This is a genomic window from Methylorubrum thiocyanatum (genome assembly GCA_014138645.1).
GTDB classification, from domain to species: Bacteria; Pseudomonadota; Alphaproteobacteria; order Rhizobiales; family Beijerinckiaceae; genus Methylobacterium; species Methylobacterium thiocyanatum.
The window spans coordinates 48,534-62,060 of sequence record JACJIB010000009.1; the positions used below are offsets into that span (position 1 = coordinate 48,534).

Annotated in this window: 13 protein-coding genes; 5 read left to right on the forward strand and 8 right to left on the reverse strand. The window is 70.2% G+C overall.

All coding sequences use genetic code 11. The features are described 5' to 3' along the window. Nucleotides 1-4 precede the first annotated feature (4 nt). Nucleotides 5-1,378 (reverse strand): PleD family two-component system response regulator, encoded by a 1,374-nt coding sequence (locus HNR51_RS22290; protein WP_182556392.1) that lies wholly within the window; start codon nt 1,376-1,378, stop codon nt 5-7. 55 nt (nt 1,379-1,433) lie between these two features. Continuing rightward, nucleotides 1,434-1,814 carry a response regulator gene (locus HNR51_RS22295; RefSeq protein WP_003599942.1) on the reverse strand — a complete coding sequence of 127 codons (381 nt, stop codon included), beginning with the start codon at nt 1,812-1,814 and terminating at the stop codon, nt 1,434-1,436. A 77-nt stretch (nt 1,815-1,891) separates the two neighbouring features. On the opposite strand from HNR51_RS22295, the gene HNR51_RS22300 reads away from it, so the two are divergent. Next, nucleotides 1,892-2,188 (forward strand): DUF3572 domain-containing protein, encoded by a 297-nt coding sequence (locus HNR51_RS22300; RefSeq protein WP_012452839.1) that lies wholly within the window; start codon nt 1,892-1,894, stop codon nt 2,186-2,188. 5 nt (nt 2,189-2,193) lie between these two features. Here HNR51_RS22300 and ruvA read toward each other — a convergent pair whose 3' ends face one another. Beyond that, on the reverse strand, nt 2,194-2,820 hold the full coding sequence (ruvA, locus tag HNR51_RS22305) for a Holliday junction branch migration protein RuvA (protein WP_012452838.1): 627 nt from the start codon (nt 2,818-2,820) through the stop codon (nt 2,194-2,196). 87 nt (nt 2,821-2,907) lie between these two features. Between ruvA and HNR51_RS22310 the strand changes: the two genes are divergently transcribed. Both HNR51_RS22310 and ruvC read left to right on the forward strand, forming a co-directional pair. Then, the gene (locus HNR51_RS22310) at nt 2,908-3,537 is read left to right on the forward strand and encodes a YceI family protein (protein WP_182556393.1); all 630 of its coding nucleotides are present in this window, start codon (nt 2,908-2,910) and stop codon (nt 3,535-3,537) included. An 89-nt stretch (nt 3,538-3,626) separates the two neighbouring features. Next, entirely contained in the window at nt 3,627-4,196 is a 570-nt protein-coding gene (gene ruvC, locus HNR51_RS22315; protein WP_012452836.1) for a crossover junction endodeoxyribonuclease RuvC, read from the forward strand. Nucleotides 4,197-4,210: 14 nt separating this feature from the next. Here ruvC and HNR51_RS22320 read toward each other — a convergent pair whose 3' ends face one another. The 5 genes from HNR51_RS22320 to ubiG all read right to left on the reverse strand — a co-directional run bounded on the left by HNR51_RS22320 (nt 4,211) and on the right by ubiG (nt 9,727). Beyond that, on the reverse strand, nt 4,211-5,863 hold the full coding sequence (locus tag HNR51_RS22320; protein WP_182556394.1) for a methyl-accepting chemotaxis protein: 1,653 nt from the start codon (nt 5,861-5,863) through the stop codon (nt 4,211-4,213). 67 nt (nt 5,864-5,930) lie between these two features. Continuing rightward, entirely contained in the window at nt 5,931-6,944 is a 1,014-nt protein-coding gene (locus HNR51_RS22325) for a cytochrome-c peroxidase (protein WP_239681550.1), read from the reverse strand. Nucleotides 6,945-7,223: 279 nt separating this feature from the next. After that, nucleotides 7,224-8,204, reverse strand: a complete 981-nt coding sequence (locus tag HNR51_RS22330) for an NADPH:quinone oxidoreductase family protein (RefSeq protein WP_182556395.1) — start codon at nt 8,202-8,204, stop codon at nt 7,224-7,226. 145 nt (nt 8,205-8,349) lie between these two features. Continuing rightward, nucleotides 8,350-8,922: a YbhB/YbcL family Raf kinase inhibitor-like protein gene (locus HNR51_RS22335; protein ID WP_182556396.1), complete on the reverse strand. Its 573-nt coding sequence runs from the start codon at nt 8,920-8,922 to the stop codon at nt 8,350-8,352. A gap of 58 nt (nt 8,923-8,980) precedes the next feature. Beyond that, nucleotides 8,981-9,727, reverse strand: coding sequence for a bifunctional 2-polyprenyl-6-hydroxyphenol methylase/3-demethylubiquinol 3-O-methyltransferase UbiG (gene ubiG, locus HNR51_RS22340; RefSeq protein WP_182556397.1), 747 nt, complete (start codon nt 9,725-9,727; stop codon nt 8,981-8,983). Between the two features lie 168 nt (nt 9,728-9,895). Between ubiG and HNR51_RS22345 the strand changes: the two genes are divergently transcribed. After that, entirely contained in the window at nt 9,896-11,131 is a 1,236-nt protein-coding gene (locus HNR51_RS22345; protein ID WP_012452830.1) for an aspartate kinase, read from the forward strand. 71 nt (nt 11,132-11,202) lie between these two features. Then, a complete protein-coding gene (ptsP, locus tag HNR51_RS22350) occupies nt 11,203-13,464 on the forward strand; it encodes a phosphoenolpyruvate--protein phosphotransferase (RefSeq protein ID WP_012452829.1) in 2,262 nt (753 codons plus the stop codon). The last annotated feature ends 63 nt before the right edge of the window (nt 13,465-13,527 follow it).

Consider the following 13,527-nt stretch of genomic DNA (forward strand, 5'->3'; position numbering starts at 1 on the left):
CGTGCTACGCCGCCGCCGCCTCGACCCGGTTCCGGCCCGAGGACTTGGCGCGGTAGAGGGCGGTGTCGGCGCGCTTGAGCAGGTCGGCCGGGCCGGTATCGGTGGTGCGGCGCACGGAGACGCCGACCGAGACGGTCACGCCGATGTCGCGGGTTCCCCCGTCGATCGCGAAGGGCGTCGCCTCGATCCGCTCGCGGATGCGCTCGGCGATGGCGCGGGCATCGGGCAGTTCGGCGCCGGGCACCACCATCACGATCTCCTCGCCGCCGTAGCGGGCCAGGATGTCCATCGGCCGCACGTACTGGCGGATGCGCTCGGCGAAGGCGCGCAGCACCTCGTCGCCGGCCTCGTGGCCGTAGGTGTCGTTGATCGACTTGAAGCGGTCGATGTCGAGGAGCAGGCAGGCGAGGCCCTTCTGCTGCAGCGCCGCCTCGCCGAAGACGGGGCCGAGATGCCGGTCGAGGTAGCGCCGGTTGTGCAGCCCCGTCAGGTCGTCGGTGATCGCCAGTTCCATCGAGGCCTGGAGCGCCCCGCGCAGGGTCTCCGAGAAGCGGCGCCGCCGCACCTGCGTGCGCACCCGCGCGATCAGTTCGTTGCGGTCGATCGGGCGCAACAGGTAGTCGTTGACGCCGAAATCCAGGCCGCGGGTGATGCGGGCCTTCTCGTGCATTTCGCCGATCATGATCAGCGCCATGTTGCGGGTCCGCTCCAGCGAGCGGATCTGGCTGCACAGGCGCAGGCCGTCGAATCCTTCGAGGTCGAGGCTCACCAGGGCGAGGTCGAACCCGCCCTCCGGCGCCCGCACCAGGGCCCGGTGCGGATCGGTCTCCACGGTGACCTGATGGTGCTGCGAGAGCGCCGTGCCGATGCGGTCGATGGCGCTCGGCCGATCCTCCACGAGGAGGATGCGCGCGCCTTCGCCGGTATCGGCGGCAGCCAGCGCCAGGGGATCGGGCCCGCCGATCTCCCGCGTCGCCAGGGCGCGCGAGCGCAACTCGTCGGTGACCGCCTTCAGCCGCACGAGGCTGCGCACCCGCGTCAGCAGCGCGGTGTCGTCGATGGGCTTGGTCAGGAAGTCGTCGGCCCCGGCGTCGAGGCCACGCAGCCGGTCGGCGGGCTGGTCGAGGGCGGTGACGATCACCACCGGCAGGTGGGCGGTCACGGGGTTCGACTTCAGCCGGCGGCAGACCTCGAACCCGTCCATGCCCGGCATCATCACGTCGAGGAGCACGACGTCGCAGGCACCCTTCTCGCAGATCGCCAGGGCGTCGGGCCCGTTCATCGCCACGGCCACGTCGAAATACTCGAGAGACAGCTTCGTCTCGAGCAATCGGACGTTGGGGTAGAGATCATCCACGATCAGGACGCGAGCGGACATCGTTCCTCCGATGCGCGGCCTTCACGACCGCGACGGCATTCAGTCCGAAGTGGTCTCAGGGAGCGCCGTCATCGCCAATGTAGCGACGGACCGTTGCCAAAAACTTGGCAACCGAGATCGGTTTGGACAAATAGGCCTCGCATCCGCCTTCACGAATGCGTTCCTCGTCGCCCTTCATTGCAAAAGCCGTGATAGCGATCACGGGAATGTTACGAAGGTCGTCGTCATCCTTGAGCCACTTTGTCACCTCCAGGCCCGAGACTTCGGGAAGCTGGATGTCCATCAGGATCAAGTCTGGGTGGTGGGCGCGCGCAAGTTCAATCGCCTCAATGCCGTTGGCGGTCTTGAGCGTGGCGTAGCCGTGCGCCTCCAGCAGATCGTTGAAGAGCTTCATGTTCAGCTCGTTGTCTTCAACGATGAGAACGGTTTTCTTCATGACCTGCTCCGGCGCGGTCGCGATGGCGTTCCACCCCGTGGCCCGGCCCTCGTACTCTCTTAAACTGCCACTCGTTGATGAAACGCAAACTTGATCATAGTGATGGCGCGAGCGAACGTCTCGCGATCGAGGTGCTCGGATGGCTTGCCGCCGACGAGGAACGGCTGTTCCGATTCGTCGCCGCAAGCGGCCTGGAGCCCGGAACGCTGCGCGAGAGCCTGCACGATCCGGGGTTTCTCGGCGCCGTTCTCGATCACGTGATGAGCGACGAACCGTCGCTGCTGGCCTGTGCCGAGGCCCTCGACGTGAAGCCCGAGCGGATCGCATCCGCCTGGCAGCGGCTGCAGCCGCCGCCCTTCGACGAGGGCGGCTGAGCCTTCTACCGCGCCAGCTCCCGCAGCCCGAGCCGGATCAGCGTCTTGGCCTCCACGGTCTCGGCACCGTCGCCCAAACCCTTCAGGGCGGCGGCGATGGCGGCAGAGGCCTGAACCTGGGGATAACCCAGATTGACGAGCGCCGAGATCGCGTCGGCGACGGGCTGCGGCGCGGTCCTGTCCTCGACGGCCCCGGTCAGGGCGACGAGCGCGGGATCGACGGGAGCGAAAGCGGGCGCCTTGTCCTTGAGTTCCGCCACGAGGCGGGCGGCGAGGCGCGGGCCGACCCCGGGGGCGCGGGCGACGGCGCCCTTGTCGCCGGTGGCGATGGCGGTGGCGAGCTGGGCCGGCTCCAGCACGGAGAGGACGCCGAGGGCCACGCGGGTGCCGACCCCCTGCACCGTCTGGAGCAGGCGGAACCACTCCCGCTCGGCGTCCGAGCGGAAGCCATAGAGGCGAATCATGTCCTCGCGCACATGCGTCTCGATGGCGAGATCCGTCGCCTCGCCGGGCTTGGGCAGGCGCTGCAGGGTGCGGGCGGAGCAGTGCACGACGTAGCCGACGCCGTTCACGTCGAGGATGACGAAGTCCTCTCCGTAGGAATCGACGATCCCCTTGAGCTTGCCGATCATCTGATACTGTCGATCCTCGAAGGGTCCGTTGCCGCCACCGGCCTAAGGCCATATCCGTCTTGGCGGCACAACCGACAAGGTGACCGCATGAAGCGCACGCTCGCCCTCGCCGCCCTCCTGCTGGCGGGTCTCGCCCTCGCCGCGCCCGGCGGTTCCCATGCTCAGGAGGCGGCGCCCGCGCTGACCAAGGATCCGGGGCAGGTGAAGGCCGGGCGCTACCGGCTCGATCCGGTGCACGGCAAGATCACGTGGTCGCTCAGCCATCTCGGCTTCTCGACCTATTACGGCCAGTTCACGGAGGTGTCGGGCGAACTCGTCCTCGATCCCGCCGCGCCGGCCAAGAGCAGCCTGTCCGTCAAGATCGGCACCGGCAGCGCCAACGGGCTCAACGAGAAGCTCAACGCCCACCTCAAGCAGCCCGACTTCCTCGACGTCGAGAAGTTTCCCGAGGCCACCTTCGTGAGTCAGTCGATCGAGCCGACGAGCCCGACCACGGCGCGGGTCAACGGCACGCTCACCCTGCGCGGCGTGTCGAAGCCGGTCTCGTTCGACGCCACCTTCAACCAGGCGGGCGTCAACCCGGTCGACAAGATCTACTCCGTCGGCTTCGACGGCTGGACGGTGATCAAGCGCTCCGAATTCGGCGTGAACGCCTTCCTGCCGCTGCTGGGCGACGAGGTGGCCCTGCGGCTGGAGGGCGAATTCAAGCTTCAGTGAGCGGCGGCGGCGCAAGCCGCGGGTTTACGGCAACGCTCCGTTCACGATACGTGCCGTACCGGATCGCGGGTTTGAAGGAGGCCGAGGCCATGACCACGGACGTCCGCATCCTCGGCATCGATCCCGGCCTGCGCCGCACCGGCTGGGGGCTGATCACCGCGCGGGGCACCAAGCTGTCCTACCTCGCCTGCGGCGTGGTCACCTCCGACGGCGACCTGCCGCTGGCGCTGCGCCTGCGCGAGCTGCACGAGGGCCTGACCCGCGTCCTCACGACCCACGCGCCCGACGAGGTCTCGGTGGAGGAGACCTTCGTCAACAAGGACGCGCAGGCGACGCTCAAGCTCGGCCATGCCCGCGCCGTGGCCCTGCTGGTGCCGGCGCTCGCCGGCCTGCCCGTGGCGGAATACGCCGCCAACCTCGTGAAGAAGACCGTGGCGGGCAACGGCCACGCCGAGAAGGTCCAGATCCAGGCGATGGTGAAGTTCCTGCTGCCGAAGGCCGAGTTCAAGCTCGCCGACGCGGCGGACGCGCTCGCGATCGCCATCACCCATGCGAGCCACCGCGGCGCCATCGCCCTCGACCGCCGCCACGCCGTCGCCGCCGGCAGCGGGCCGGGAGCGGCACGGATCGCCGCGGCGCTGGCCCGGCTCGACCGCTAGGGTGGGCCGCCCGGTCAGGCGGCCCTGACGTTGACGAGGAAGCGCGCGACCTCCTGCCGCAGCGTCTCGGCCTGACCGGTCATGTCGGAGGCCGCCTGCAGCACGTGCTCGGCGGCCGCGCCCGTCCGCTCCGCGGCCTCGGCGACCTCGGCGACATGGCCGGTCACGGCGCGGGTGCCCTGCGCGGTCCGGCCGACGCGGTGCACGATCTCGTTCGTGGCCGAGCCCTGCTCGCCGACGGCGCCGGTGATCGAGGCCGCCACCGCGTCGATCTCGCCGATACGGGCGGTGATGCCGCCGATCGCCGCCACCGCCTGACCCGTCACCCCCTGGATGCGCGCGATCTGCCCCGTGATCTCGTCGGTCACCCGGGTCGTCTGCGTGGCCAGCGCCTTCACCTCGGAGGCCACCACCGCGAAGCCCCGCCCGGCCGAGCCGGCACGGGCGGCCTCGATGGTCGCATTCAGCGCCAGCAGGTTGGTCTGGCTGGCGATACTCGAGATCAGGGCGACCATCTCGCCGATCTGCGCGGTGGCGGCACTGAGTTCCCGCACCACGCCGGCGGTGCGGTCGGCGTCCTGCACCGCCCCGTTGGCGAGGGCCGCCGATTCCTGCATCTGGCGACCGATCTCCGAGACCGAGGCGCCGAGTTCCTCGGTCGCCGCCGCCACGGCATCGACGTTGGCGGCCGCCTCGCCGGCCGCGGCGCTCATCCGGGCGGAGCGCTCGGCGGTGTGCTGCGCGGTGAGGCTCATCGTCCGCGCGGTCTCCCGGAGCTGGGCGGCCGAGGTGCCGACCGTGCCGACGATGCGCCCGACCGACGCCTCGAAGCCGTCGGCGAGGCTGCGCACCATCGCCCGGCGCTCGGCGGCCGCACCCGCCGAGGCCGTCTCGGCTTCGAGGGCGCGGCTGCGGATGAGGTTGTCCTTGAACACCTGGACCGCGGCGATCATCGCGCCGATCTCGTCCCGGCGCTCCGTGGCCGGCAAGGCCACGTCGAGGTCGCCGCCCGCCAGCCGGCTGGTGTCGCCGGCCAGCCGGACGAGGGGCTTCGAGAGGGTGCCCGCCAGCCACCATGCCGCGCCCGAGCCGGCGACGATGGTCGCGGCGGAGAGCGCGAGCATCAGCCAGATCTTCCGCGTCATCGCCGCGCCGGTGGCCCCGATCTGCGCCTGCGCCTCCTGGGCGGCGAGCGTCACGGCCTCGTCGAGGTCGCGGCCGATCGCGGCGCTGCTGCGCGCCATCAGGGCCAGGGTCGGGATCTCGCGCGCCTTGCGCAGGCCCAGCAGGATCTCCGCGCCCGCGCGCCACTGCCGAGCCTCGGCCTCGGCGGTTCTGGACAGGGCGAGCATCCGCTCCGAGAGCGCCGAGGCCTTCAGCCGGCCGAGGCCGGCATCGAGGGCGTCGGCATTCGCCGTGAACTCGCCGCCGATCCGGCCCATGTCGAGGAGGTCGGTCATGGCGGTGACCCGCGCCACCAGGGCCTCGGCCCGGCGGAAGCGATCGCGGGCGGACCGGCTGGCCTCGCTCGCCTCGACGGCGCGCCCGGCGAGACCCGAGAGTTCCCCGAAGGCGGAGAGTCCGGTCAGGCCCGTCATCGCGGAGAGCAGCCCGCCGAGCAGCATGAAGCCGAGGAGCGGCAACAGGATCTTATGGCGAATCGACATGGCGGATTCGTCTCGTCGTTCGTTTGGATGGACGCGCGGGCGGCGGGTGGAGGTCGGCGGAAGCCGGTCAGTTCGGCAGGTTCGGCAGGGCCGTCTCGGTCTGGTCCGCCGTGAGCGAGCGCAGGAAGGCGATCACGTCCGCACGCTCGTCGGGCGTGAGCGCGACCGGCTTGATCAGCGGCGACTTCGACGGGCGCTGGAGGCCGCCGGACTCGTAATGGGCCATGATCGCGTCGAGATCGGCGAACTGACCCGCATGCCCGAACGGTGCCCGGTAGCTCAGGTTGCGCAGGCCCGGCGTCTTGAAGGCGTGCTTCGTGTAGCGGTCGTCGGGATCGAAGGCGGCGCGGCCGATATCCTTGGTGTCGATGCCGATGTCGTGGAACTTGTTGTCGGTGAAGTTCCACCCGGTGTGGCAGCCCGAGCAGGCGGCCTTGCCGGTGAACAGCGCGAAGCCGCGCTTGGCCCCATCCGACATCGCCGCCTCGTCGCCCTCGACCCAGCGGTCGAACGGGGCCCAGCCGGAGACGACGGTCCGCTCATAGGTGGCGATCGTTGTCAGGATCGTGTCTTGGCTCACGCCGCGGCCGGGAAACAGCGCGTCGAACGAGGCCTTGTATTCCGGGATGCGCTTGAGGCGGGCGATGATCTCCGGAAACTTCCCGTCCATCTCGGCGTCGGCGGTGATCGGACCCATCGCCTGCATTTCGAGGTTCGGGGCGCGTCCGTCCCAGAACAGCGTCGGGATCCAGGCGGCGTTCAGCACCGAGGGCGCCTTGCGGGCGAGGGGCTTGTTGGTGGCGCCGATCGCGCCGGGGACGGGCACCTCGAAGCCGAAGGACGGGTTGTGACAGCTCGCGCAGCTCAGGTTCTGCTTGCCGCTGAGGCGGGGATCGAAGAACAGCATCTTGCCCAGTGTTGCCGTCTGGGGCGCGTAGGGCGCCTCGTCCGGGAACGGGATATGCGTCGGCCGCTTGTAGGCCGCCTTGGCGGCGTCGAGGGTCTGGGCACCCGCCGTGGTTGCCCCAAGGCAGCCGACCGCAAGCTGCATCAGAACGATGAAGCGGCACTTCGAGAGCATCGAATTCGATCCGGGAGGAGGCGGGCCGTCCCGCTCCCGACCTTCATCGATTACAATTGTTAAAAATTTGAGCGGGTATTCAGGGTTGTTTGCAGGTCCATGAGGTGCTGGATTGGAAGTCCCCGGCACCCGGCCGCATCACGAGTACGGTGATGATTTAATCCGGGCCGATTGCGGGGCTGCGCCCGATACAATCTTGGCATATCGCTGCCGTTCGAGGCGGGGCGGTTGCCCTTCGGCACGTCTTCCAGGGACTTGCTGTCCGTCCCGGCCCGGTGATCAGGGGGCGAGGTCGAGCAGAACCTTGCCCACAGCCTCGCGGCGGATCAGCACGCCGAGCGCCGCCTCGTAGGCGTCGAGCGGGTAGACGCCGTGCACCTTCACGGTGAGCTTGCCCTCCGCCGCCCAGGCGAGCAGCCGGTCCTGGTTGGCGGCATGCGCCTCCGGCTCCCGCTCGACGAAGGCGCCCCAATGCACGCCCTGCACGTCGATGCCCTTGAGCATGATGACGTTGAGGGGAAATTTCGGGATCTCGCCCGCGGCGAAGCCGATCACGAGGAAGCGGCCCTTCCAGCCGAGCGCGCGCATGGCGGGCTCGGCGAGATCCCCGCCCACCGCGTCGTAGACCACGTCGACGCCGCGCTCGCCGGTCAGCCGCCGCAATTCCTCGCGCAGGTTATCGGCCTTGTAATCGATCAGTTCGTCGGCGCCGTGGGCGCGGGCGGTCTCGAGTTTCTCAGGCGAGGAGGCGCAGGCGATCACGCGCGCGCCCAGCAGCTTGCCGAGTTCGACCGCGGCGAGCCCGACGCCGCCCGAGGCGCCGAGCACGACGAGGGTCTCGCCCGGTTTGATGTCGGCGCGGTCGCGGAGCGCGTGAAGCGTGGTGCCGTAGGTGATCGACAGCCCGGCGGCGGTCTCGTCGGAGACGGCATCCGGCACCCGCGCGAGCCGCTTGAACGGCACCGCGATCCGCTCGCGGGCGGTGCCGTGGCTCAGATGGACCATCACCCGGTCTCCGACGGAAAAGCCCTCCGCGTCCGAGCCCAGCGCCTCGATCACCCCGCAGGCCTCGCCGCCGGGGGAGAACGGCAGGTCCGGCTTCACCTGATAGCGGCCGGCGATGATGAGCGTGTCGAAGAAGTTCAGCGCGGCGACCCGCACCCGCACCAGCGCCTCGCCGGGCCCCGGCACGGGATCGGGCAGATCCTGAACCGCGAGATCCTCCGGGCCGCCGAGCCGGCTGCAAACCAGGGCCTTCATTCCGCGCTGTCTCCCTCATAGCGCCGGTCGTCCCGCACCGCAGCCCCCCGACCGGCGGGATGCGATGGGCGCCGCGTTCGAGGACGGTCATGCCCGCTCGCGCGCGGTGCGCGCAAGTCGCTTTCCCCGGCGCTTGCCCCGTCGCTCACGCCCGCTCGTAGATCCCCGTCAGCAGGCCCTTGGCGATCACGTTGCCTTGAAGTGCGTCGAGCAGGGCGCTGCGTCCCGGCGCGGCGGGCAGTTCCGCCGGGCGGGCGAGGGCGAAAGCCTGGAACAGGTAGTGGTGCGGGCCGTGGCCGGTGGGCGGGTCCGGCGGCAGCCATCCCTCCTTCTGGAACGAGTTGCGGCCGAGATCGTGCCGGAAGCCGTCGCCCGCTGGGCTCGCGAACGCGCCCTCGGGAAAGCTCTGGTCCTCCGGCCGCAGGTTCCAGGCGATGAGGTGGACGAAGGGGTGGGGCGAGGGCGCGTCCGGATCCTCCACGAACAGGACCAGCGCCGCGGCGCCGTCCGGCACGCCGGCAATGGCGAGGGGCGGCGAGAGCCCGTCGCCGTCCGCGGTGTAGCGGGCGGGAATCGGCGCGGTGTCGGCGAAGGCCCCGCTCGTCACGCGGAGCGTCGCGGGAGCCTCCGCGGCGACCATGTGGAAGGCGGCATTCTGCGTGCCGGCTCGGACGCCGGACAGGGCCTCGCCGACGGCGTGCGGCAGCTTTTCGAGCATCGGTGAGGGTCTCCGTTTCCGTGTCAGAGAACCCTCAACGAATCCCCACCCGCTTCGTTCAGGCGGGGCGGTGCGCGGCCACCATGTAGTTCACGCCGGTGTCGCGGCTCGCCCGCCAGGAATCGTTGAGCGGATTGTAGACCACGCCGGTGGTGTCGGTGACGGTCAGGCCGCCCGCGGCGATGTCGGCGGTCAGCTCCCGCGGCGTGACGAACTTCTCCCAGTCGTGGGTGCCCCGCGGCAGCCAGCGCAGGACGTACTCGGCGCCGACGATGGCGAGCGCGAAGGAGCGCATCGTCCGGTTAATGGTGGCGGCGAACATCAGGCCGCCGGGCTTCACGGTGGTGCAGCAGGCGCGCAGGAAGCCGGCGCGGTCGGGCACGTGTTCCACCACCTCCATGGCGAGCACCACGTCGAAGCGTTCGCCGCGGGCAGCCACCGCCTCGATGGTCTCGTCGCGGTAGTCGATGGAGAGGCCCTCGGCCTCCGCATGAGCGCGGGCGGCCGCGATGTTGCCGGTCGCCGGGTCGAGGCCGGTCACCGTCGCGCCGAGCCGGGCAAGCGGCTCCGACAGCACCCCGCCGCCGCAGCCGATATCGATGACGCTCAGGCCCTCCAGCGGGAAGGGCGCGGCCGGATCGCGGTCGAAGATGCGGCAGACCTCGTCGCGGATGTAGCCGACCCGCACCGGGTTGAACTTGTGCAGCACCGCCATCGGTCCGCGCTCGTCCCACCAACGCGCGGCCAGCGCGTCGAAGCGCGCCACTTCGTCCCGATCGATCGAGGCGCCCGTCATCCGGCTCACTTTCGTAACGTTTGAACCTACGGTCCGTCCGATTGACACGGCCGGGGGGCCCTTGTACCCGCCGGGCGCATCCCCGGTACAGCCGCGCCGTGTTGTTTTCCTGAGCGACGCGGCGCGCCGGCCTCGCGGCCGGCATCGTGGGGACAAGATGAGCGGACCGGACGCGACATGCCCCGTTTGGTGATGAAATTCGGCGGCACCTCCGTCGCCAACGTCGATCGTATCCGCAACGTGGCGCGCCACGTCGCCCGCGAGGTCGCGGCCGGCTACGAGGTCGCCGTGGTGGTCTCGGCGATGTCGGGCAAGACCAACGAGCTGGTCGCCTGGGTCAAGGACGCCAACCCGCTCTACGACGCGGCGGAGTACGATACCGTCGTCGCCTCGGGCGAGCAGGTCACCTCCGGGTTGCTGGCGATCGCGCTGAACAAGGACGGCATCAAGGCCCGCTCCTGGCAGGGCTGGCAGATCCCGATCCACACCTCCGAGGCGCACGGCTCGGCCCGCATCGAGGGCATCGACCCGAAGAACCTCGACGAGGGCTTCAAGCGCGGCGAGGTGGCGGTCATCGCCGGCTTCCAGGGCGTGCATGCCGAGACCGGCCGGATCGCGACGCTCGGGCGCGGCGGCTCGGACACTTCGGCCGTCGCCATCGCCGCCGCCATCGGCGCGGAGCGCTGCGACATCTACACCGACGTGGACGGGGTCTACACCACCGATCCCCGCGTGGTGCCCAAGGCGCAGCGCATGGAGCGCGTGACCTTCGAGGAGATGCTGGAGATGGCCTCGCTGGGCGCCAAGGTGCTCCAGGTCCGCTCCGTCGAGCTCGCCATGGTGCACCGGGTGCCGACCACCGTGCGCTCCTCCTTCGATCCCCCCGATGCCGCGCGGCCGGGCACCCTCATCTGCGACGAGGACCAAATCGTGGAACAGCAGATCATCACCGGCATCGCCTTCTCGAAGGACGAGGCGCAGATCACCCTGCGCGCCGTGAAGGACAGCCCCGGCATCGCCGCGGCGATCTTCGGCCCGCTGGCGGATGCCAACATCAACGTCGACATGATCATCCAGACCGTGTCCGGCGATCAATCGACCACCGACATGACCTTCACCGTGCCGGCGGCCGATTACGAGCGCTCCCGCGCCATCCTCGATGCCCAGCGCGAGACGATCCAGTTCGGTCAGATCGAGGGCGCGACCGATGTCGTGAAGGTCTCGGCGATCGGCGTCGGCATGCGTTCGCATGCGGGCGTTGCAGCCAAGGCCTTCCGGGCGCTGGCGCAGAAGGGTATCAACATTCGCGCCATCACCACATCCGAGATCAAGTTCTCGGTGCTGATCGACGCCGCCTACACGGAGCTTGCCGTGCGCACGCTCCACTCGCTATACGGCCTCGACCAGGCCTGACCGTTCCCGTCGGCGTCGGCCCCACGGCTCACAGGCCAGGGTTGCGCCGGCCGACCCGGATTGACGACACGATGCCCGCTGCGCCCGGAGGCCCGCGCCTGCTGCTGCGCCGGCTCCGCGAAGCCATGGCGGAGCCGGTCAGTCCGCAGCAGCGCCTCGACCGGATCGTCGTCCTCATCGCGGCGAACGTGATCGCCGAGGTGTGCTCGGTCTATGTGGTGCGCGATGACAACACCCTCGAACTGTTTGCAACCGAGGGTCTGAACCGCGACGCAGTCCACATCACCCGCATGCGCGCCGACGAGGGCCTCGTCGGCCTGATCGCCAAGACCGCCGAGCCGCTCGCGCTCTCCGACGCGCAGTCGCACCCCTCGTTCTCGTATCGGCCGGAAACGGGCGAGGAGATCTACCACGCTTTCCTCGGCGTGCCGCTCCTGCGGGCCGGGAATACGCTCGGCGTGCTGGTGGTCCAGAACAAGACCTACCGCGTCTATTCCGAGGAGGAGATCGAGGCGCTCCAGACCACCGCCATGGTGCTGGCGGAGCTGATCGCCTCGGGCGAACTCCAGGCGCTGTCGCCCGGCGCCGGCACCGCGGCCCGCCGTCCGGTGAGCCAGCGCGGCGTCGCCCTCGCCGACGGGATCGGGCTGGGTCACGTCGTGCTGCACGAGCCGCGCATCGTCGTGAAGACGCTGATCGCCGAGAACGTCGAGCGCGAGATGGAGCGGCTGGAGGCGGCGATCGAGGACGTGCGCTCGGCGATCGACGAGTTGGTCGAGCGCGGCGACGGCCTCAGTTCGGGCGAGTCCCGCGAGATCCTCGAGACGGTGCGGATGTTCGCCCACGACAAGGGCTGGCTGCGCCGGATGCGCGAGGCGGTCCAGTCGGGCCTGACTGCGGAGGCCGCGGTCGAGCGGGTGCAGTCGGACAACCGGGCGCGGATGCTGCGCCAGAGCGATCCCTATCTGCGCGACCGCCTGCACGACCTCGACGACCTCGCCAACCGCCTGCTGCGCCGCCTCGTCGGCCAGGAGGGGCGGGCCGGCGACGGGTTGCCGGAGAACGCGATCCTGGTGGCCCGCTCCATGGGGCCGGCGGCGCTCCTCGATTACGACCGGGCGCGGCTGCGCGGGGTCGTGCTGGAGGAGGGCGGGCCGACGAGCCACATCGCCATCGTCGCCCGCGCGCTCGGCATTCCGGCGGTGGGCGAGATCGCCAACGCCACCGGCCTGTGCGATTCGGGCGACGCGATCATCGTCGACGGCCTGTCCGGCGAGGTGCAGATCCGGCCGACTCCCGAGGTCGAGGCGTCCTATGCCGAGATGGTGCGCCTGCGTGCCCGGCGGCAGGAGCAGTACCGGGCGCTGCGCGATGTGCCCGCCGTCACCCGCGACGGGGTGAAGATCGGCCTCCATCTCAACGCCGGCCTGCTCGTGGATCTGACCCACCTGCACGAGACCGGGGCGGAGGGCGTCGGCCTGTTCCGCACCGAGCTGCAATTCATGATCGCCGAGCGGATGCCCTCGGCGGCCGAGCAGCAGACGCTCTACGAGGCGGTCTATTCGGCCACCGGCGACCTGCCGGTCACGATCCGCACCCTCGACATCGGCGGCGACAAGATCCTCCCGTACATGCCGGCCCTCGAAGAGGAGAACCCGGCGCTCGGCTGGCGGGCGATCCGCATCGGCCTCGACCGTCCGGCGCTGCTGCGGGTGCAACTGCGCGCCCTGCTCAAGGCGGCGGCCGGGCGCCCGATCAAGATCATGTTCCCGATGGTCGCCACCGTCGAGGAGTTCACCCGCGCCCGCGACATCGTCGAGCGCGAGAAGGCGCATCTGCGCCGCCACGGCTACGTGCTGCCGAGCGATTGCCGCCTCGGCGCGATGGTCGAGGTGCCCTCGCTGCTGTTCCAGATCGACGAGATCGCCCGCGAGGCGGACTTCCTGTCGGTCGGCTCCAACGACCTGATGCAGTTCCTGTTCGCGGTCGATCGCGAGAACCGGCGCGTGGCCAACCGCTTCGATCCCCTGTGCGGGGCGGCGATGCGCGCCTTCCGCCTGATCGCCGAGCGTGCGGCGGCGCAGGGCTGCCCGGCCACGGTCTGCGGTGAGATCGGCGGGCGTCCGCTGGAAGCGCTGGCGCTGATCGGCCTGGGTTTTCGCGACTTCTCGATGTCGCCGGCCGCGATCGGCCCGATCAAGGCGATGGTGCTCTCCGCCCATGCCGGTGAGGTGGCGCAACTGATCGAGACCGAGCTGGCCCGCGCCTCCGAAGGCACCTCGATCCGGCCCGCGCTCGCAGCCTATGCCAAGGCGCACGGCGTGCCTATCTGAACGCCGCCCGGCCATCGGCCGGAACAGGTGAACCCACCCTTCAACGTGTCAGAACCGTCGCGA